The organism is Sinobaca sp. SA16-1, assembly GCF_059510515.1.
Genome location: NZ_JCAKFL010000007.1, coordinates 1 through 17,446 on the forward strand (window position 1 = coordinate 1; position 17,446 = coordinate 17,446).

Below are 17,446 nucleotides of genomic sequence, written 5' to 3' on the forward strand. Positions count from 1 at the left end.
CAAGATCAAACTCTCCATGAAAGTTGATGCTTAGGTCATGCTGGTCTTACATTGCGCAGCAGGCCTTGCCTGCCGCGACTTGATAATTCGCGCGTTGTTTTCATTCCATTTTCAAAGGACACTATTTTTGCTGCCGTCGTGTTTTGGCGACTTTTATAGTATATCAAGTTGGTCAAAGTAAGTCAATACTTTATTTTTGTTTTTTTGTTTTCCAACTTTTCTTTACTGTTTCGCTTTTTGTGGCGCAAGAAGTAATGTACCACGGTCAATTAATAAACGTCAACATGTTATGCGTTATTTTTTCATATTATCCCAAAATCATTTTATTCAGTATTTTTCTTTTTTTCACTCTCGCTTTTTTTAAAAGAAAAGAAGCCTCTTTTTTAGGATCAAAGAGGCTTCTTTTTAACTGCCGAACGGCTGTCTTTCGTTAGACGGTGAAGAAGAAGAAGCTGCCAGGCGTTGGAGACAAACAGCGGGGTAATATAAATCCAAAGCCATTTGGAGTCGTTTACCGTTCCTACTGTAAGAGCCGGAAGCCATTCTATCGTCGTGACTACAAACATAAAGAAGAAAGCAGGAATGAAGGCCTGACTGTTCGTTTCTAATTTCTTTCGATAAGCAACCGCTCCTGCAAGGACCAAAAAGACAATCGGCATCACCATATAGTCGAGAATCGTTTCGTTTCCTTCTGCAAAAGCAATATAACGAAAGTAAACGAGATCAAAAAACACAAAAGCAATCAGCACCATCTGCACCCGGTTCCAAAGCCTTGTCGTTTTAAACAGGCTCAGCGCAAAACGATGAAGAGTTAAATACGCAAAGTACCCCATCTGGGCCACCAGGCTGATCGCTGCGCTGATTCCTAGAATCCAGATCAATCCAAACAGGAAATTTAAAAACCCGCCGTTGAAATATGTAGAGGGGTCTATTACTATCCCTACCACTGCTCCGCTAAGCGCCCCTATAAGCAGTGTAGAAAAAAACAAATAAACTACTTTCCTCGCATTCACTATTGCTGCACCCCTTATGTCTTCACATGTGGCTTCTTGTAAATTCTATCAAGCAGGCATTAAAAAAGCTACCTGGTATTTGAAACCGCTTCATTCAAATAGAAAAAAACACTTCCTTTCTTTATGTAAAAGAAAAGAAGTGCTTTGTTGTATTATTTGCCGATTTTCTCCACTACCCGCTGGGCCATATCTTTATAGATAGATCCAATTTGATGCTCTTCTTCATATACGGAAGGAGCAAAGATGTCTTTATTTTCTGTCGGCTGGCCGAGTGGGATACGGCCGAGTATTTCTGTTTTCAGCTCATCCTTCAGGCGTTCCCCGCCGCCTTCACCAAACACGTACTCTTTCTCACCGGTAACCTTGCTTTCAAAGTAGGCCATGTTTTCAACAATACCCAGAATTTCATGGTGGGTACGAATAGCCATTGCACCTGCACGCGCTGCGACAAATGCTGCTGTTGCGTGAGGGGTGGTTACAACGATTTCTTTACATTCCGGAAGCATCGTGTGGATATCAAGAGCCACATCCCCGGTACCCGGCGGAAGATCCAGCACGATGTAGTCCAACTCACCCCACTCTACTTCGTTAAAGAAGTTATTTAACATTTTTCCAAGCATCGGACCTCTCCAGATAACTGGAGCATTGTCTTCTACGAAAAAGCCCATTGACATTACTTTCACACCGAATCTCTCTACTGGGAAGATACGGTCGTTTTCTACCTTTGGACGCGTATCGATGCCCATCATGTCCGGCACACTGAAGCCATATATGTCTGCATCAATAATACCAACTTTTTTCCCTGCTCTGGCCAGCGCCACTGCAAGGTTAACAGAAACGGTTGATTTCCCTACGCCGCCTTTACCACTTGTTACTGCGATAAACTCAGCTTTATTGTCTTTGGATAATAGAGACGCAGAAGCGGGAGACCCGCCGCCGTGCTTTTCTATTTCCTCTTCCTCTAATGCTTCAAAACGAAGACCAACGGACTCCGCTCCGGCATCTTTTAACAATTTAACTACGTCCTGCTGTACTTTCATTTGTTCAGGCGTACCTGTGCGGGCAAGGGCAATCTTAACGCTTACATTGCCATTTTTAATTCGAACGCTTCTTACTCCACCTGTTTCCGTAACGCTTTTATTTAAATCGGGATCCTCTATGCTTTTTAAGGCCTCGAGGACCTGCTCTTCTGTGATCAAAACGGACACCATCCTTTTAGCAGCAATTTGTTCTGCTCCTAGCATACATTGTTTTCTAGGTTCTTTTCAAACGTTTGCTATACAAACAGGCAAAATAAATCCTATCTACCTTTAATCAGCCGCTCTCTCTTTCTTCTGTTAATAGCAAGCCGGTTAACAATCTGAATGATTTTCAGACGCATCTGCCGGTCACTGTGTACAAGCTTCACCCCGTAATAATAGCGGCTTCCCTCTTTTTCTTTACGCTCGATTGTGCCATACAGTTTAAAAGGCGTCTGCAGCACCTGAAAAGTAAAACAGTACATTACTTCCTCTGCTAAGGGAATATCCAGCCTGGTGGAAAACCGCAGACCGCCGGCTGATAAATCCTGAAGATACATACGGGCCGGTTTGCTTTCAATAATCTTTTCCTGCATTTTATATATAGAAAACATTCCTTCAATAGGGTGAGATTCAAAATTAAAACGGACATCCCGCCTTTGGTTGCTCATATTTTTTCCTCCTGCTCATATGGCAGCTGCATAACGTCCAGTAAACACCGCCCTGCAACGCACTATATTACGATCAATTATTTACATATTAAGTATATATTATGATTACTTAGTATTACAACTAAAGTATGTGTATTAATATAAAAGATTAAGACTCTCTTACAAACAGTCGTAAAAAAGACACCTTACCGGTGCCTGGCTTTTAATCAACCTGATAGCGGTCAATAAAAATTTCTTCCTGAATCAGCTTAATTTCATTTAAAATTTCTTCGGCGAGCTCCTGATTATCTTCCAATGGATGTTCTTGAAAAAAAGAAGCTTTATTTAAAATATCTTCTATCTTTTTCTTAGAAGCTTCACTGCCTACTCTGTAATAATGAGCCAGTGCGATCGAAGCCGCTGTGAAAACGCCTCCTCTGCCTTCTATAAACGAAGCCGTCACATTTCCCCCGTACGTACTGCCTTCATTACAGTGCAGAGCTTTTCGTACACACTTTTCTAACTGTCCGCTGATCATGGCGTTTCCCTCCTAGTAGGTTATGTTCGTAATTTATCCCGAACTCTCCAGAAAGTCAACTACATTGTCTGACCGCAAAAAAACCTTCCAGCCAATAGGGCCGAAAGGTTTTGCATTGAAATGATTAACGCTTTGAGAACTGAGGAGCACGACGGGCTGATTTAAGACCGGGCTTCTTACGTTCTTTCATACGTGGGTCACGAGTAAGGAATCCGGCAGCCTTAAGAGACTTACGGAAATCAGGGTCAACGTCTAAAAGCGCACGGGCTACACCGTGGCGGATAGCGCCGGCCTGTCCTGTGAATCCACCGCCGTTTACGTTCACTTTAAGGTCATACTGACCTTCAGTTCCCGTTTCTACGAGTGGTTGGTTTACAATAAGCTTAAGTGTTTCAAAGTTGAAGTATTCATCAATGTCGCGGTTGTTTATCGTCACACGGCCATCGCCTGGTACGACAAAAACACGAGCAACAGAATTTTTACGACGTCCGGTACCGTAGTATTGCACTTGTGCCATAATATAATTTCCCTCCTTCTAATTTAGCCGCGAAGTTCGTACTTCTCTGGCTGTTGTGCTTGATGATTGTGTTCAGAACCTGCGAATACGTGAAGTTTTCTAGATTGTACGCGTCCAAGAGATGTCTTTGGAAGCATGCCTTTGATAGCAAGCTCAAGCATTCTCTCCGGCTTGTTTGCACGCATGTCTCCGGCAGTTGTTTCTTTCAGGCCGCCTGGATGTCCGCTGTGCTTGTAGTAAATCTTATCACGGAGCTTCTTTCCTGTAAGGTGAATCTTGCTTGCATTAATAATAATAACGTGGTCTCCCATATCAACGTGAGGAGTAAACTGAGGCTTGTTCTTGCCGCGAAGGATGGATGCTACTTCGCTGGAAAGACGTCCAAGAGTTTGTCCGTCAGCATCTACAACGTGCCATTTTTGTTCAATTTCTTTTGGCTTTGCCATGTATGTTGTACGCATTATTTTTTCCCTCCTAATTAGTTCTTTTTTTATTGGTTTTTGTCAGTTGTCATCGTCCATTATCATTCCGTATCCCGGGGCTGTGGGACTTTGAAATGCCAACAACTATCATATAACATGCCTTCCTTAATGTCAATGCAATGTACACCAGGAATCGTTGTTTTTTAAAAGATTTTTCACTATCCGCTTAATCACTGTTAGAACGGGCCTTCCTCGTATACTACACGTTCCAGATAAAGACCATGCCCCGGTGCGGTTTGTCCTGCTTTGGACCGGTCTTCTGCTTCCAGAATAGACTTGATTTTTCCTGGTTCGATACGGCCATTGCCGACTAACAGAAACGTACCTACTAAGATACGTACCATATTATACAAAAAGCCGCTGCCCTTAAAAACAAAATGCAGTTCATCCCCATGTGTTTCAATACGTGCCTCATAAATGGTCCGCACCATGCTTGTTACGCCCGTCCCGGTAGAACAGAAAGAGGAAAAGTTATGCGTTCCTTCGATAAAAGGCAGCGCCTCTCTCATTTTCTCCACTTCCACCGGCTTGGGATAAAAATACGTATAATGGCGTCGGAACACATCTCTTGTTCTTCCCGTGAGCACCCGGTAGCGGTACTCTTTACCAAGGGCGTCGTAACGGGCATGAAAAGAAGGATCCACGTATTCTGCCGACAGTATTTGGATATCAGATGGAAATAAGCCGGAGGAGGTAATCGGCCACCGCTCTTCCGGAACATAATAGTCGGTGTCGAAATGAATGGTCTGTCCATTGGCATGAACACCGGCATCGGTCCGTCCGGAAGCAAAAATCGTTACTTTTCTGCCCCGGTGCATTTTAGTCAGACCTTTTTCTATGACTTCTTGAAGGGTTTTGCTGTTTTGCTGCATCTGCCAGCCGGAATAATTCGTTCCATCATAAGCGATCACCGCTTTTACTCTGTACTTCATCCTTTTGTTACTCCCTTAATAAAAATAATGCTGCCACCAGCACCACGACCAGCACGCAGGCAGCCGTATCTCTTGTTTTCCAAATCAGCTGACGAAGCTTTGTACGCTCCGCTCCGCTGTTATAGCCTCTTGCTTCCATTGCATACGCTAAATCCTCCGCTCGTTTAAAAGAGCGTACAAATAACGGCACCAGCAGGGCAACGAACGCCTGGGCCCTGTCTTTTAGAGACCCTTTGTTAAAATCAGCGCCGCGTGCAGTCTGTGCTTTGATAATTTTTTCGGTTTCCTGCATCAGTGTTGGAATAAATCGGATTGCAATAGACATCATCATTGCTACGTCGTGGGCCGGGAAGCGAAAACGACGCAGGGGCGATAAAAACTGCTCCATCGCATCTGTTAACTCAATCGGACTCGTCGTCAAGGTCAACAGCGAGGTCAGAAACACCAGCAGCAGCAGTCGAAGAGCAATAAACAATCCTTGGATCACTCCATCTTCATAAAACTGAAAAGCTCCGAGTGAAAAGAGCACCTCTCCTTCCCTCGTAAACAGGGCATGAATAAAAAAGGTGAACAGCACCAGCAGAAAAATAGGAGCCATCCCTTTTCGTATATAACGAAACGGCACGCCGGACGAAAGATATATTGCTGCAGCTGTGCCGCCTAATACGGCATAGCCGCTCCAGGAATTAGTCAGGAAAATTGCCGCGATCAATAGAAAGATAGAAGCCAGCTTCGCTCTCGCATCCATTCGGTGAAGAATGGAGCGGCCCGGGAGATACTGGCCTATAATCACGTGTTCAAACATGGGTATCGCCTTTTTTCTGTTGAAGTTTCTCTTCCAATTCCCGGGCTGCTTCTTCCGGTCTCAAGTGGTAGCTGGAAAATGCTACTCCCATTTCCTGCTCGATCTGCTTTAATACTTTGACCTGTTCCGGCACATCTAAATGAAGAGCCTTCAGTTCGGCCTGTTTTTCATAAATGACAGAAGGAGCCCCTTCCATCGTAATCCGCCCTTCGCTCATAACAATAATCCGGTCTGCCAGACGCGCAGCTTCTTCCATTTGATGCGTGATCATAATAGTCGTTGTCTGATACTGCTCCTGCCAGGTTTTGAACAAGGAAAGGATTTCCTCCTGTCCCTGCGGATCCAGGCCGGCAGTCGGCTCATCCAGAATGAGCACTTGCGGCTCCACGGCCAGCACCCCCGCTATTGCCACACGCCGCATCTGTCCCCCGCTCAGCTCAAAAGGAGACCGGCCCAGAAAGCTTTTATCCAATCCAACCAGCTCCAGCAGTTCCGGAAGTCTTTTTTTCGTCCGGGCTTCTTCTTTGCCCGCATTACGGGGACCAAACAATAAATCCTTTTCTACTGTTTCTTCAAACAGCTGATGCTCCGGGTATTGAAACACCATGCCCGTATGCTCGCGCAGTGCTTTAATCTGTCTGCGCCTGGATTTGGCATCAATTGTCCGGCTTCCTACCGTTACCTGTCCGCTGTGGGGTTTTAAAAGACCGTTTATGTGCTGGACAAGGGTGGATTTTCCTGAACCGGTATGCCCGATGATAGCAGTAAAAGACCCCTTTTCGAAATCAACATTAACGTTCGCTAATGCCTGTTTTTCAAACGGCGTCTTTTTCATATAAGTGTGCTCTATGTTTTTTAATGATACCTTCATCTGCTTTTTTCCCTCCAAAGAAATGCTTCTAATGACCGGGAGGAAATCCCTTTGTGTGCTAGAGACTGATACAAGGATGCAGCATAAGGCAATGGGATGTTCTTCTCTTGCAGCCAATCTAAATTGTTCAGCAGCTCTTCTGCTGTAACATCATGAATAATGCGTCCGTTTTCCATATACCATACGCGGTCCGCCATGAGGGCTTCATGCAGCTGGTGCGTAACGGATAAGATCGTCACATCACTTGAGGCATGCAGAGAACGAATAGTATGTAAGACTTCTTGTTTTCCATTTGGATCCAGCATAGAGGTTGCTTCATCCAATACCATGATGGATGGATAAAGAGCTAATACCCCAGCGATAGCAACACGCTGTTTCTGTCCACCGGATAACCGATGTGGTTCTTTATCTAAAATATCTTCTACTCCCGTCTGACGGGCTACTGTTTCAATACGTTGAAGCATGTCTTCTCTAGGTACACCGGCATTTTCCATTCCAAATGCGATATCATCCCTAACAGTAGGTGCTACAAATTGATGATCCGGATTTTGAAAGACCATTCCCACTTCTCTTCGAATAACAGGCAGGTCTTCATCGGAAAAAATGGATTTTCCATTAATATGAATATCTCCTGACTGGGGAAGAAGCAATCCGTTAAATAATCGTGACAACGTAGATTTCCCTGAACCATTCGGGCCAATAACAGCAATCCATTCTCCATGTTGAACAGAGGCACTTACGTCAGATAGTACGACGGGGCCGTCTTCTTCATATTGAAAATGAACATTTTTTAACGTTACTGCCTTCATTGATTAGTCCTCTTTTCTCAAACATGCATCGTCCTTTTCACCATACAGCACATTTGCATCCAGGTTTTAAAGGAGCCTGCTTTTTTAGAAAAAAAGAGAGGCTCCAGGCCTTTCTGAAAGAAAGAACCTGGTCTCTTGATTAAATGTCTTTTCGGTTTTTAAAAAAGGGCGTAGACGCAATCCTCTAAAGATCCGTCCAGCCCTTTTTTATCAGCCCGTGAAAAATTACTTATACGAACTCGATAATAGCAAGTTCAGCTGCGTCTCCGCGGCGGGGACCTGCTTTAAGCACGCGAGTGTATCCGCCTTGGCGGTCTTCAAAACGAGGAGCAATCTCATCGAATAACTTTTGAATAGCATCCTGTCCTGTTTCTTCGTTAGCTACCTCTTTACGAATATAAGCAGCAACCTGACGGCGTGCGTGAAGATCTCCGCGCTTGCCAAGGGTTACCATCTTCTCGATAATAGGGCGCAATACTTTTGCTTTAGATACAGTTGTCTCAATTCTTTCATTGATGATCAAGTCTGTAGCCAAGTCACGAAATAGTGCTTTTCTTGCTGAACTGTCACGTCCAAGCTTTGCATATGCAGTCATTTAATTCCCTCCTTCATAAATATTGCGTGGCTTGTTCTATTCTTCTTTACGAAGACCTAAACCAAGTTCCGCTAGTTTTTCTTGAACTTCCTCTAATGATTTACGTCCAAGGTTACGAACTTTCATCATATCATCTTCGGATTTCTGGGTAAGCTCCTGCACGGTGTTAATGCCGGCACGCTTCAGGCAGTTATAAGAACGAACAGATAGATCAAGCTCTTCGATAGTCATCTCAAGCACTTTTTCTTTCTGATCTTCTTCTTTTTCCACCATAATTTCTGCGTTTTGAGCCTGGTCTGTTAATCCGATGAAGATATTTAAATGTTCGTTAAGAATCTTCGCTCCAAGCGAAACAGCTTCTTCAGGGCGAATACTACCGTCTGTCCATACATCCATAGTGAGCTTATCATAGTTAGTGATCTGCCCGACACGTGTGTTTTCTACCTGGTAGTTCACACGTGATACCGGAGTGTAGATGGAATCGATAGGAAGAACACCAATTGGAAGGTCATCCGCATTGTTTCCTTCAGCTGGAACATACCCTCTTCCGCGTTTAGCAGTTAAACGCATGTGAAGATTGGCTCCTTCTGTAAGAGTAGCGATATGAAGATCCGGGTTTAAAATGTCTACGTCACTATCATGGGTAATATCTTTCGCCTTGATAATGCCGTCGCCCGTTTGTTCAATTTCCAATACTTTTTCTTCATCTGAATAAATCTTCAGAGCCAGCTTTTTTAGGTTTAATATGATGGTTGTAACATCCTCTACCACACCTTCAATAGTGGAGAACTCATGCAGGACGCTGTCAATCTGTACTGTTGTGACAGCTGAACCTGGAAGAGAGGATAAAAGGATGCGGCGTAAGGAGTTTCCAAGTGTTGTTCCATACCCACGCTCTAGTGGTTCTACAACAAACTTGCCATATTTGGCATCCTCGCTTACTTCAACCGTTTCGATATTAGGCTTCTCGATTTCGATCATTTAACAATATACCCTCCTTCAAAACGTAGAATTTCCTGTCATCGGCTTACATAGGTAAGCGATTCGGGCATTTTCATTTAGTCAGCTTCCGATTAAGCGACGAACCTGTTTCTTTATAATGCATAAGCTTTTACAAGGAAATCTGTATCCATCATAAAGCTAGGCGTTGCACCAACTTCTGAAAATTATACTCTACGGCGTTTTGGCGGACGGCATCCGTTATGAGGAACTGGGGTTACATCACGAATCATGTTTACCTCAAGTCCAGTTGCCTGTAAAGAACGAATAGCAGCTTCGCGTCCGGAACCTGGTCCTTTAACAGCTACTTCTACGCTTTTAAGACCGTGCTCCATTGCAGCTTTAGTAGCTGTTTCAGCAGCCATCTGTGCAGCGAAAGGAGTAGATTTACGTGAGCCTCTAAAACCTAATGCTCCAGCACTTGCCCAGGATAAAGCATTTCCCTGTGTGTCTGTAATCGTCACGATCGTGTTGTTGAATGTTGAACGGATGTGCGCGATTCCAGTCTCTATATTCTTACGTTGACGGCGTTTACGGTTGTTTGTTTTTGGCTTAGCCATAGTAAGTTAACCTCCTTTTCGTAAATGATTATTTTTTCTTGTTTGCTACTGTACGACGTGCACCTTTACGGCCACGGGCGTTGTTCTTCGTGTTCTGTCCTCTTACAGGAAGACCACGGCGATGACGAATGCCACGATAGCTTCCGATTTCAATAAGACGCTTAATGTTTAGTGACTTTTCACGACGAAGGTCACCTTCCACTGTAAAGTTTTCAACTACAGTACGAATGTTAGCAAGTTCATCTTCTGTAAGATCGCGAGTACGCGTGCTTTCATCAATGTTAGCTTCTTTAAGAATCTTTTGTGCCGCGGATTTACCGATACCATAAACATACGTTAAAGAAATTACAATACGCTTATCGCGTGGAACATCTATACCTGCAATACGTGCCATTTGAGCACCTCCTTTTTATTTAGCCTTGTTTTTGCTTGTGCTTTGGATTGGAGCAAATAACCATAACCGTACCTTTACGGCGGATTACTTTACATTTTTCACACATTGGTTTGACTGACGGTCTCACCTTCATGTTTATTTACCTCCTTAACCGCTTGGAGTACATGCGAGAGTAAACGTGCTACGACTCATCCTGCCGGTTTTTATTTATAGCGGTACGTAATACGTCCGCGTGACAAATCATATGGGGAAATTTCAACGGTTACTTTGTCTCCTGGGAGTATGCGGATAAAGTGCATCCGGATCTTACCAGAAACGTGCGCTAGAATTTTATGCCCATTCTCAAGCTCTACGCGAAACATTGCGTTTGGAAGAGGTTCAAGAACAGTGCCTTCCATTTCAATAACATCATCTTTGGCCATGCATGTATTCTCCTTCCTTCAGTAACTCTGTGCTATGCTTTGTTTTATAGATTATCAGAGCATATCTCAACTTAGCATTGGTCACACGTCCGGTTTCCATTAAACTTCGCTTTACCTCTTCAGAAATGTGCGGCAGAAACTCTACGTGGTTTTTGTTTTTCTTTTTCCCACGGTCGGATTTCCGCTTTTCTCCATCTGCTACTAAAATAAAACGATCATCTACTAAACCAATGACTACGGCAAAATTACCGGCTTCCCGCCCTTTGCGAATCCGGACAATCTGGCCGATCCCGGGCAGCGACTCTGATTCTGTCATTCATCATCACCTTTATTGTTAATCAGGCTTTTGTTAGTATCTCATATCCTTCATTGGTAATGGCAATAGTATGCTCAAAGTGAGCACAGTTTTTCCCGTCAGTCGTTACGACTGTCCAGTTGTCAGAAAGAGTATGAACATAACGTTCTCCCGCATTGATCATTGGTTCAACGGCAAGTACCATGCCAGGCTTTAAGCGCGGCCCTTTTCCTGGAGGACCATAATGAGGGATCTGCGGGTCTTCATGCAGATTCTGCCCAACCCCATGACCCACGTATTCACGCACAACTGAAAAGCCGTGCTTCTCTGCATATGCTTGAATCGCGTGGGACATGTTAGTAAGGCGCTCTCCCGGCTTCGCTTCCTTCAGCCCTTCGTATAACGCTTGTTCCGTTACATCAAGCAGCTGCTGATCAGCGTCCGTAATCGTTCCTACTGCATAAGTCCAGGCAGAATCACCATGATAGCCCTTATATTCGGCTCCGATATCTATAGAAATGATGTCGCCATCTTTTAATACTTTTTTACCCGGTATGCCATGCACCAATTCTTCATTGACTGATACACAGATACTTCCGGAGAATCCATTATACCCTTTAAAGGATGGAATCGCGTCATGCTGACGTATTTTTTTATCGGCAATGCCATCAAGTTCCCGGGTAGTAACCCCGGGCTTAATGTGCTTTTGCAGCTCTTGATGCGTCAACGCAACGATTTTGCCAGCCTCGCGCATAATATCAAGCTCTCGTTCTGTTTTACAAATGATCATTCATGAATTCCTTTCAACAAAGCATCTATTTCATCAAATACTACATTAATATCCTGGTCGCCCCTGACATTACGGATGTAGCCTTTGTCTGTATAGAAATCAATAAGAGGCTGCTGTTGTTCGATATTCACTTCAAGGCGTTTTCTGACCGTTTCCGGCTTATCATCATCGCGCTGCACAAGCTCACTTCCATCAACATCACAAATGCCTTCCTGTTTAGGAGGATTATAAGTTACATGGTACGTTTTGCCTGAAGTCGGCGATACACGGCGTCCCGTCAGGCGCTCTTCCAGCTTTTCCTTAGGAACGTCAACGTTAAGAACATAATCAAGATTTTTGCCTAAAGAGCTTAGTATATCTTCCAAGGCCTCTGCTTGAGCCACAGTACGGGGGAAACCATCGAGAAGAAAGCCGCTTTCGCAGTCGCTTTTACTTAGCCGCTCCCGCACAATGCCGATCGTTACCTCATCTGGGACAAGGTTCCCTGCATCCATATAAGACTTTGCTTCTTTACCAAGTTCGGTACCGTCTTTAATGGCTGCACGAAACATGTCACCTGTTGAAATATGAGGAATGTTGTACTTTGCTACAATCTTTTCGGCTTGTGTACCTTTACCGGCACCTGGAAGCCCCATTAATATCAAATTCACGATATCTCCTCCATCTTTACGATTTCGTGAGGGGCAAGGCGGCTTTCTTCCTCATCCCCTAATGCGCGGCTTATCTATTTGATAAACCCTTTATAACTTCTCTTAATAAGCTGGCTCTCGATCTGTTTCATTGTATCTAATGCCACACCAACAACGATGAGAAGGCCAGTACCGCCAATTTGAATCGTCTGTGGAAGTCCCATCTGTGCTGTGAAAAACACAGGAATAAGAGATACCGCCGTAAGGAACAAAGCCCCTACAAACGTTAAACGATACAAAATACGACGGATATACGTTTCAGTGGTTTTGCCCGGGCGGATTCCCGGCACGTAACCGCCTTGTTTTTTCAGGTTCTCTGCCATCTGTTCAGGATTAACCTGGACAAATGTATAGAAGTACGTGAATCCGATAATTAAAGCTGCATATATAATCATGCCAAATGGCTGCGTATAATCAAAGTTTTGCACAATCCAGTTTGCCACTGCGTTGTCTTCTCCAATTAACCCGGCTACCGTTGGTGGGAAAATAAAGAGAGATAATGCAAAAATAACGGGAATAACACCGGCAGAGTTAACTTTCAACGGAATATGCGTTGATTGTCCGCCTACCTGGCTGCGTCCTGTTAAACGTTTAGCATACTGAATCGCCACTTTGCGAATTGCCTGCTGCACGAAAATAACACCCACGATAATAATGAGTACCGCTAATGCCAAAAGCGCAAGCGTAACAATTCCCATAAACAACTGCTGGCCGGCATCTTCGATTTGTGTGGCATAGATCTGGTTTAACCCGCCGGGGATCCCGGCCGCGATTCCAGCAAAAATAAGGATGGATATACCATTCCCTACTCCTTTTGCCGTAATCTGCTCACCCAGCCACATCAAAAATGCTGTTCCAGTGGTCATAATTAGTGCTATAAAAATGTATTGGGGAACACTTGGATTCGGAATAAGTCCTGGAAATAAGTTATTAAATCCAATAGACATTCCAAGCCCTTGGATAAAGGCAAGAATAACGGTAAAGTAGCGCGTAAACTGCGCCAGCTTCCTTCTTCCTGCTTCCCCTTCTTTCGCCCACTCTGTAAACTTTGGCACAACATCCATTCTTAAAAGCTGAACTACAATAGATGCAGTAATGTAGGGCATAACGCCCATAGCAAAGATAGAGTAATTCGAAAGGGCTCCACCACCAAAAGTGTTAAGGAACCCGAAAGCATTTGCTTGGTCCTGGAAATTCAAGACATCTTGATTAGATCCAGGAACTGGTATAAAGCTTCCTATTCGAAATACTACTAGCATGAGAAGAGTAAAGAAAATCTTATTTCTTAAATCACTCACACGAAAAATGTTAGAGAGCGCGCGAAACATTAGATCACCTCTGTTTTTCCACCAGCCGCTTCAATTGCACTTTTAGCAGAAGCTGAGAACTTGTTCGCTTTCACCGTTAGATCTTTAATGACGTTTCCATCCCCAAGGATTTTCACACCATTTTTAGTTTTGCTTACGACACCTTCTTTAATAAGAAGTTCCGGTGTAACTTCTGTACCGGAATCAAAACGGTTTAATGTTTCGATGTTAACGATTGCGTACTCTTTTCTTGTATAGTTAGTGAATCCACGTTTTGGAAGGCGTTTGAAAATTGGGTTTTGACCACCCTCAAATCCAAGACGTACACCGCCGCCAGAACGAGAATTCTGCCCTTTTTGACCGCGACCGGAAGTTTTTCCATTTCCGGTTGCGACTCCACGTCCAACGCGATTGCGTGTTTTCGTAGATCCTTTTGCAGGCTTCAACTCATGAAGTTTCATGTTGACACCTCCCTGTCCTTTAGAAATCGTATTATGCGTCTAGTTCTTTTACAGTTAATAGATGAGATACTTTGTTAATCATTCCACGAATAGCAGCGTTGTCTTCGTGCACCACAGTGTGGTGCATTTGACGAAGACCCAGAGTATTAACCGTCACACGCTGATCCTTGGGACGACCAATTAAACTACGGCTGAGGGTAATTTCCACTTTTTTGGCCATGTTGTTTCCCTCCTTATCCTAACAATTCTTGCACGCTTTTTCCACGTAATTTGGCAACTTCTTCAGCTGTTTTCAGCTCAGTTAGCCCTTGGATGGTTGCGCGAACCATGTTAATTGGGTTATTAGAACCCAGTGATTTAGAGAGAATATCCTGAACGCCGGAAAGCTCAAGTACAGCACGTACAGGTCCGCCCGCGATAACTCCAGTACCTTCAGAAGCAGGCTTCAATAGTACGTTACCAGCTCCGAAATGTCCTACGATTACGTGAGGAATAGTTGTTCTTACGATTGGCACTTCCACAAGGTTTTTCTTGGCAGCTTCTACCGCTTTGCGGATAGCTTCAGGAACTTCAAGTGCTTTCCCCATGCCAAAACCTACGTGTCCGTTACGATCCCCAACGACTACAAGCGCTGCAAAACGGAAACGACGTCCACCTTTAACAACCTTGGCAACGCGGTTGATTGTAACTACTCTTTCTTCTAGTTCAAGCTTGCTAGCATCAATTTGCATACTGTCCCCTCCTTACTCTTAAAATTTCAGTCCATTTTCACGTGCCGCGTCAGCTAATGCCTGTACACGTCCGTGATAGATAAATCCGCCACGGTCAAATACTACACTTTCGTAGCCTTTGTCTTTCGCGCGTTTTGCTACAAGTTCACCGATCGTTTTTGCAGCTTCCACATTTCCACCGTTCTCGATATTTAATTCTTTCTCAGTTGTAGAGGCAGCCACTAGTGTAGCTCCTTTTACATCGTCGATAAGCTGTACATAAATATGCTTGGAAGAACGGAATACGTTCAGACGCGGACGTTCAGAAGTGCCTTTGATTTTTCTGCGAATGCTCATATGGCGCTTCTTACGCTTGGCGTATTTCGTAGATTTAGTAATCATGAAACGCTCCTCCTCTCTTAACCTTACATTAAGCGTTATTTACCAGTTTTACCTTCTTTACGTCTAACAAATTCGCCTTCATAACGAACGCCTTTGCCTTTGTAAGGTTCTGGTTTTCTAGTGGCACGGATGTTTGAAGCAACAGCTCCAACGCGCTCTTTATCGATTCCTTTTACAATTACCTTTGTGTTTGATGGAACATCAATCTCGATACCATCTTCTGGTACCATTTCTATAGGGTGGGAATAACCAACGTTAAGGATAAGTTTTGTACCTTGTTTGCTGGCACGATAACCAACACCAACAAGCTCCAAGCCTTTCTCATAACCTTTTGTTACACCTTCCACCATGTTGTTTACAACACTTCTGGTTGTTCCATGCAAAGAGCGGTGCTCTTTGTGGTCAGAAGGGCGCTCGAAGGTAACTTCTGCATCACCAACATTAACTTTAATATCCGGATGAAGCTCACGGCTTAATTCACCCTTAGGGCCTTTTACCGTTACGTGTCGACCGTTCAAGCTGACTGTAACTCCTTCAGGAATTTCTATAGGCTTTAGACCAATACGAGACATATGTTTCCACCTCCGTTCTTATTTATTATTCTTACCAAACGTAAGCGAGTACTTCGCCGCCGATTTCCATTTTACGTGCCTGCTTATCGCTCATCACACCGTGTGATGTAGAGATAACTGCGATTCCAAGACCGCCAAGTACACGAGGAACTTCATCAGACTTAGCGTATACACGAAGTCCAGGCTTACTGATTCTCTTCAATCCAGTGATAACGCGTTGGTTCTCTGCACCGTACTTAAGGAAGATACGGATAAGACCTTGCTTTTTATCATCAACAAATTCTACGTCGCGAACAAAACCTTCGTTCTTTAGAATTTCAGCTATTTCTTTTTTAATGTTAGATGCAGGCATCTCCAGCTTTTCGTGACGAACGATGTTCGAGTTACGAATGCGAGTCAGCATATCTGCAATTGGATCTGTCATGACCATAATGTTTTACCTCCTTCCCTTATCTCGGGCTTACCAGCTTGCTTTTCTAACGCCTGGAATTTGTCCTTTATACGCGAGTTCGCGGAAACAAATTCTGCACAACTTAAATTTACGGATTACGGAATGAGGACGTCCGCAACGTTCACATCTTGTATATGCTTGCACATTGTACTTGGGAGTACGCTGCTGTTTGGCTATCATCGATTTCTTTGCCAAGGTCGATGCCTCCTCTTCAAATTATTATTTGTACTACTTTTTGAAAGGCATTCCCATCTGTGTTAGCAGCTCTCTGGATTCCTCGTCGGAATTAGCTGTTGTAACGATGACAATATCCATTCCACGAACTTTGTCTACTTTATCATAATCAACTTCCGGGAAAATAAGCTGCTCTCTTACTCCAAGAGTGTAGTTTCCACGGCCGTCAAAAGACTTACTTGATACACCACGGAAGTCACGTACACGTGGAAGAGATACATTGATTAGCTTCTCAAGGAAGTCATACATGCGGTCTCCTCTAAGAGTAACTTTTGTACCGATTGGCATACCTTCACGAAGTTTGAAACCAGCAATGGATTTTTTAGCTTTTGTTACAAGAGGCTTTTGACCACTGATGGCACCAAGCTCTTCTACTGCTTTATCCAATGCTTTTGGGTTTTGAACTGCTTCGCCGACACCCATGTTAATAACAATTTTATCTAGCTTAGGAACTCCCATTACAGAAGAATAAGCGAACTTTTCATGCATGTGAGGAACAATCGTTCCTTTGTATTTCTCTTTCAAGGCGTTCATACTGTTAGCCTCCTTTCGTCAGATGACTTATTTATCAAGTGCTTCGCCGGATTTTTTAGCGATGCGTACTTTTTTGCCGTCCACCACTTTGGATCCTACACGGGTAGGTTCTCCAGTTTTCGGGTCAAGAGGCATTACATTGGACACGTGAATAGCAGCTTCCTGAGTTAGGATTCCACCTTGTGGGTTATCCTGGGAAGGCTTAGCATGCTTTTTTACAATATTAATCCCCTCAACAAGAACACGTTCTTTTTTAGGGAAAGCTTGTAAAATAACACCCTCTTTACCTTTATCTTTGCCGGTAATTACTTTCACTTTGTCGCCTTTTTTTACATTAAGACTTTTCTGAGACATAATCGCACCTCCTTAACAAGGCCTATCTATTCGTTTTCTAG

At 43.8% G+C, this 17,446-nt stretch carries 29 protein-coding genes; all 29 read right to left on the bottom strand.

The features are described from left to right. Window positions 1–389 precede the first annotated feature (389 nt). A complete protein-coding gene (locus AC5W2J_RS16520) occupies window positions 390–1,013 on the bottom strand; it encodes a KinB-signaling pathway activation protein (RefSeq protein WP_496060573.1) in 624 nt (207 codons plus the stop codon). 152 nt (window positions 1,014–1,165) lie between these two features. Further along, entirely contained in the window at window positions 1,166–2,212 is a 1,047-nt protein-coding gene (locus tag AC5W2J_RS16525; protein WP_496060631.1) for an Mrp/NBP35 family ATP-binding protein, read from the bottom strand. A gap of 101 nt (window positions 2,213–2,313) precedes the next feature. Further along, a complete protein-coding gene (locus tag AC5W2J_RS16530; RefSeq protein WP_496060574.1) occupies window positions 2,314–2,703 on the bottom strand; it encodes a PilZ domain-containing protein in 390 nt (129 codons plus the stop codon). Between the two features lie 202 nt (window positions 2,704–2,905). Beyond that, window positions 2,906–3,220, bottom strand: coding sequence for a hypothetical protein (locus AC5W2J_RS16535; RefSeq protein WP_496060575.1), 315 nt, complete (start codon window positions 3,218–3,220; stop codon window positions 2,906–2,908). Window positions 3,221–3,344: 124 nt separating this feature from the next. After that, window positions 3,345–3,737 carry a 30S ribosomal protein S9 gene (gene rpsI / locus AC5W2J_RS16540; protein WP_120194620.1) on the bottom strand — a complete coding sequence of 131 codons (393 nt, stop codon included), beginning with the start codon at window positions 3,735–3,737 and terminating at the stop codon, window positions 3,345–3,347. A gap of 23 nt (window positions 3,738–3,760) precedes the next feature. After that, a complete protein-coding gene (rplM, locus tag AC5W2J_RS16545; protein WP_496060576.1) occupies window positions 3,761–4,198 on the bottom strand; it encodes a 50S ribosomal protein L13 in 438 nt (145 codons plus the stop codon). Between the two features lie 197 nt (window positions 4,199–4,395). Then, a complete protein-coding gene (truA, locus tag AC5W2J_RS16550) occupies window positions 4,396–5,151 on the bottom strand; it encodes a tRNA pseudouridine(38-40) synthase TruA (RefSeq protein ID WP_496060577.1) in 756 nt (251 codons plus the stop codon). Window positions 5,152–5,158: 7 nt separating this feature from the next. Then, window positions 5,159–5,956, bottom strand: coding sequence for an energy-coupling factor transporter transmembrane component T family protein (locus AC5W2J_RS16555; RefSeq protein ID WP_496060578.1), 798 nt, complete (start codon window positions 5,954–5,956; stop codon window positions 5,159–5,161). Further along, the gene (locus AC5W2J_RS16560) at window positions 5,949–6,827 is read right to left on the bottom strand and encodes an energy-coupling factor transporter ATPase (RefSeq protein ID WP_496060579.1); all 879 of its coding nucleotides are present in this window, start codon (window positions 6,825–6,827) and stop codon (window positions 5,949–5,951) included. The genes AC5W2J_RS16555 and AC5W2J_RS16560 overlap by 8 nt, the downstream gene beginning before the upstream one ends. Further along, window positions 6,824–7,636, bottom strand: coding sequence for an energy-coupling factor transporter ATPase (locus AC5W2J_RS16565; RefSeq protein ID WP_496060580.1), 813 nt, complete (start codon window positions 7,634–7,636; stop codon window positions 6,824–6,826). The genes AC5W2J_RS16560 and AC5W2J_RS16565 overlap by 4 nt, the downstream gene beginning before the upstream one ends. A 229-nt stretch (window positions 7,637–7,865) precedes the next feature. Continuing rightward, the gene (gene rplQ, locus AC5W2J_RS16570) at window positions 7,866–8,231 is read right to left on the bottom strand and encodes a 50S ribosomal protein L17 (RefSeq protein WP_496060581.1); all 366 of its coding nucleotides are present in this window, start codon (window positions 8,229–8,231) and stop codon (window positions 7,866–7,868) included. 36 nt (window positions 8,232–8,267) lie between these two features. Then, on the bottom strand, window positions 8,268–9,212 hold the full coding sequence (locus AC5W2J_RS16575; RefSeq protein ID WP_496060582.1) for a DNA-directed RNA polymerase subunit alpha: 945 nt from the start codon (window positions 9,210–9,212) through the stop codon (window positions 8,268–8,270). 185 nt (window positions 9,213–9,397) lie between these two features. Continuing rightward, the gene (rpsK, locus tag AC5W2J_RS16580; RefSeq protein WP_120194612.1) at window positions 9,398–9,790 is read right to left on the bottom strand and encodes a 30S ribosomal protein S11; all 393 of its coding nucleotides are present in this window, start codon (window positions 9,788–9,790) and stop codon (window positions 9,398–9,400) included. Window positions 9,791–9,818: 28 nt separating this feature from the next. After that, a complete protein-coding gene (gene rpsM, locus AC5W2J_RS16585; RefSeq protein WP_496060583.1) occupies window positions 9,819–10,184 on the bottom strand; it encodes a 30S ribosomal protein S13 in 366 nt (121 codons plus the stop codon). A gap of 19 nt (window positions 10,185–10,203) precedes the next feature. Further along, window positions 10,204–10,317, bottom strand: coding sequence for a 50S ribosomal protein L36 (gene rpmJ, locus AC5W2J_RS16590; RefSeq protein ID WP_120194610.1), 114 nt, complete (start codon window positions 10,315–10,317; stop codon window positions 10,204–10,206). A 70-nt stretch (window positions 10,318–10,387) separates the two neighbouring features. Then, window positions 10,388–10,606: a translation initiation factor IF-1 gene (infA, locus tag AC5W2J_RS16595; RefSeq protein WP_091663629.1), complete on the bottom strand. Its 219-nt coding sequence runs from the start codon at window positions 10,604–10,606 to the stop codon at window positions 10,388–10,390. Next, window positions 10,593–10,922, bottom strand: coding sequence for a KOW domain-containing RNA-binding protein (locus AC5W2J_RS16600; protein WP_496060584.1), 330 nt, complete (start codon window positions 10,920–10,922; stop codon window positions 10,593–10,595). The genes infA and AC5W2J_RS16600 overlap by 14 nt, the downstream gene beginning before the upstream one ends. Window positions 10,923–10,944: 22 nt before the next feature. Continuing rightward, window positions 10,945–11,691, bottom strand: coding sequence for a type I methionyl aminopeptidase (map, locus tag AC5W2J_RS16605; protein ID WP_496060585.1), 747 nt, complete (start codon window positions 11,689–11,691; stop codon window positions 10,945–10,947). Beyond that, window positions 11,688–12,341, bottom strand: a complete 654-nt coding sequence (locus AC5W2J_RS16610; protein WP_496060586.1) for an adenylate kinase — start codon at window positions 12,339–12,341, stop codon at window positions 11,688–11,690. The genes map and AC5W2J_RS16610 overlap by 4 nt, the downstream gene beginning before the upstream one ends. A 74-nt stretch (window positions 12,342–12,415) precedes the next feature. Further along, entirely contained in the window at window positions 12,416–13,708 is a 1,293-nt protein-coding gene (secY, locus tag AC5W2J_RS16615; RefSeq protein WP_496060587.1) for a preprotein translocase subunit SecY, read from the bottom strand. Continuing rightward, a complete protein-coding gene (rplO, locus tag AC5W2J_RS16620; RefSeq protein ID WP_496060588.1) occupies window positions 13,708–14,148 on the bottom strand; it encodes a 50S ribosomal protein L15 in 441 nt (146 codons plus the stop codon). Before rplO ends, secY begins: the two co-directional genes overlap by 1 nt. Window positions 14,149–14,179: 31 nt before the next feature. Next, entirely contained in the window at window positions 14,180–14,368 is a 189-nt protein-coding gene (gene rpmD, locus AC5W2J_RS16625) for a 50S ribosomal protein L30 (protein ID WP_496060589.1), read from the bottom strand. A gap of 13 nt (window positions 14,369–14,381) precedes the next feature. Next, the gene (rpsE, locus tag AC5W2J_RS16630) at window positions 14,382–14,879 is read right to left on the bottom strand and encodes a 30S ribosomal protein S5 (RefSeq protein ID WP_120194603.1); all 498 of its coding nucleotides are present in this window, start codon (window positions 14,877–14,879) and stop codon (window positions 14,382–14,384) included. 18 nt (window positions 14,880–14,897) lie between these two features. Then, window positions 14,898–15,260: a 50S ribosomal protein L18 gene (rplR, locus tag AC5W2J_RS16635; protein ID WP_496060590.1), complete on the bottom strand. Its 363-nt coding sequence runs from the start codon at window positions 15,258–15,260 to the stop codon at window positions 14,898–14,900. 35 nt (window positions 15,261–15,295) lie between these two features. After that, complete coding sequence (rplF, locus tag AC5W2J_RS16640; protein WP_496060591.1) at window positions 15,296–15,832, bottom strand: 50S ribosomal protein L6; 537 nt, start codon at window positions 15,830–15,832, stop codon at window positions 15,296–15,298. A gap of 31 nt (window positions 15,833–15,863) precedes the next feature. Then, window positions 15,864–16,262 (bottom strand): 30S ribosomal protein S8, encoded by a 399-nt coding sequence (gene rpsH, locus AC5W2J_RS16645; RefSeq protein WP_120194600.1) that lies wholly within the window; start codon window positions 16,260–16,262, stop codon window positions 15,864–15,866. A 30-nt stretch (window positions 16,263–16,292) separates the two neighbouring features. Continuing rightward, window positions 16,293–16,478, bottom strand: a complete 186-nt coding sequence (locus tag AC5W2J_RS16650) for a type Z 30S ribosomal protein S14 (RefSeq protein WP_120194599.1) — start codon at window positions 16,476–16,478, stop codon at window positions 16,293–16,295. Window positions 16,479–16,511: 33 nt separating this feature from the next. Then, window positions 16,512–17,051 carry a 50S ribosomal protein L5 gene (gene rplE, locus AC5W2J_RS16655; protein WP_496060592.1) on the bottom strand — a complete coding sequence of 180 codons (540 nt, stop codon included), beginning with the start codon at window positions 17,049–17,051 and terminating at the stop codon, window positions 16,512–16,514. A 27-nt stretch (window positions 17,052–17,078) separates the two neighbouring features. Beyond that, window positions 17,079–17,405, bottom strand: a complete 327-nt coding sequence (rplX, locus tag AC5W2J_RS16660; protein WP_496060593.1) for a 50S ribosomal protein L24 — start codon at window positions 17,403–17,405, stop codon at window positions 17,079–17,081. Window positions 17,406–17,446: the final 41 nt, after the last annotated feature.

Coding starts and splice junctions, on each gene's coding strand:
- AC5W2J_RS16530 (WP_496060574.1), bottom strand. CDS start 2,703: ATGAGCAACCAAAGGCGGGATGTCCGTTTTAATTTTGAATCTCACCCT.
- AC5W2J_RS16535 (WP_496060575.1), bottom strand. CDS start 3,220: ATGATCAGCGGACAGTTAGAAAAGTGTGTACGAAAAGCTCTGCACTGT.
- rpsI (WP_120194620.1), bottom strand. CDS start 3,737: ATGGCACAAGTGCAATACTACGGTACCGGACGTCGTAAAAATTCTGTT.
- rplM (WP_496060576.1), bottom strand. CDS start 4,198: ATGCGTACAACATACATGGCAAAGCCAAAAGAAATTGAACAAAAATGG.
- truA (WP_496060577.1), bottom strand. CDS start 5,151: ATGAAGTACAGAGTAAAAGCGGTGATCGCTTATGATGGAACGAATTAT.
- AC5W2J_RS16555 (WP_496060578.1), bottom strand. CDS start 5,956: ATGTTTGAACACGTGATTATAGGCCAGTATCTCCCGGGCCGCTCCATT.
- AC5W2J_RS16560 (WP_496060579.1), bottom strand. CDS start 6,827: ATGAAGGTATCATTAAAAAACATAGAGCACACTTATATGAAAAAGACG.
- AC5W2J_RS16565 (WP_496060580.1), bottom strand. CDS start 7,636: ATGAAGGCAGTAACGTTAAAAAATGTTCATTTTCAATATGAAGAAGAC.
- rplQ (WP_496060581.1), bottom strand. CDS start 8,231: ATGACTGCATATGCAAAGCTTGGACGTGACAGTTCAGCAAGAAAAGCA.
- AC5W2J_RS16575 (WP_496060582.1), bottom strand. CDS start 9,212: ATGATCGAAATCGAGAAGCCTAATATCGAAACGGTTGAAGTAAGCGAG.
- rpsK (WP_120194612.1), bottom strand. CDS start 9,790: ATGGCTAAGCCAAAAACAAACAACCGTAAACGCCGTCAACGTAAGAAT.
- rpsM (WP_496060583.1), bottom strand. CDS start 10,184: ATGGCACGTATTGCAGGTATAGATGTTCCACGCGATAAGCGTATTGTA.
- rpmJ (WP_120194610.1), bottom strand. CDS start 10,317: ATGAAGGTGAGACCGTCAGTCAAACCAATGTGTGAAAAATGTAAAGTA.
- infA (WP_091663629.1), bottom strand. CDS start 10,606: ATGGCCAAAGATGATGTTATTGAAATGGAAGGCACTGTTCTTGAACCT.
- AC5W2J_RS16600 (WP_496060584.1), bottom strand. CDS start 10,922: ATGACAGAATCAGAGTCGCTGCCCGGGATCGGCCAGATTGTCCGGATT.
- map (WP_496060585.1), bottom strand. CDS start 11,691: ATGATCATTTGTAAAACAGAACGAGAGCTTGATATTATGCGCGAGGCT.
- secY (WP_496060587.1), bottom strand. CDS start 13,708: ATGTTTCGCGCGCTCTCTAACATTTTTCGTGTGAGTGATTTAAGAAAT.
- rplO (WP_496060588.1), bottom strand. CDS start 14,148: ATGAAACTTCATGAGTTGAAGCCTGCAAAAGGATCTACGAAAACACGC.
- rpmD (WP_496060589.1), bottom strand. CDS start 14,368: ATGGCCAAAAAAGTGGAAATTACCCTCAGCCGTAGTTTAATTGGTCGT.
- rpsE (WP_120194603.1), bottom strand. CDS start 14,879: ATGCAAATTGATGCTAGCAAGCTTGAACTAGAAGAAAGAGTAGTTACA.
- rplR (WP_496060590.1), bottom strand. CDS start 15,260: ATGATTACTAAATCTACGAAATACGCCAAGCGTAAGAAGCGCCATATG.
- rplF (WP_496060591.1), bottom strand. CDS start 15,832: ATGTCTCGTATTGGTCTAAAGCCTATAGAAATTCCTGAAGGAGTTACA.
- rpsH (WP_120194600.1), bottom strand. CDS start 16,262: ATGGTCATGACAGATCCAATTGCAGATATGCTGACTCGCATTCGTAAC.
- rplE (WP_496060592.1), bottom strand. CDS start 17,051: ATGAACGCCTTGAAAGAGAAATACAAAGGAACGATTGTTCCTCACATG.
- rplX (WP_496060593.1), bottom strand. CDS start 17,405: ATGTCTCAGAAAAGTCTTAATGTAAAAAAAGGCGACAAAGTGAAAGTA.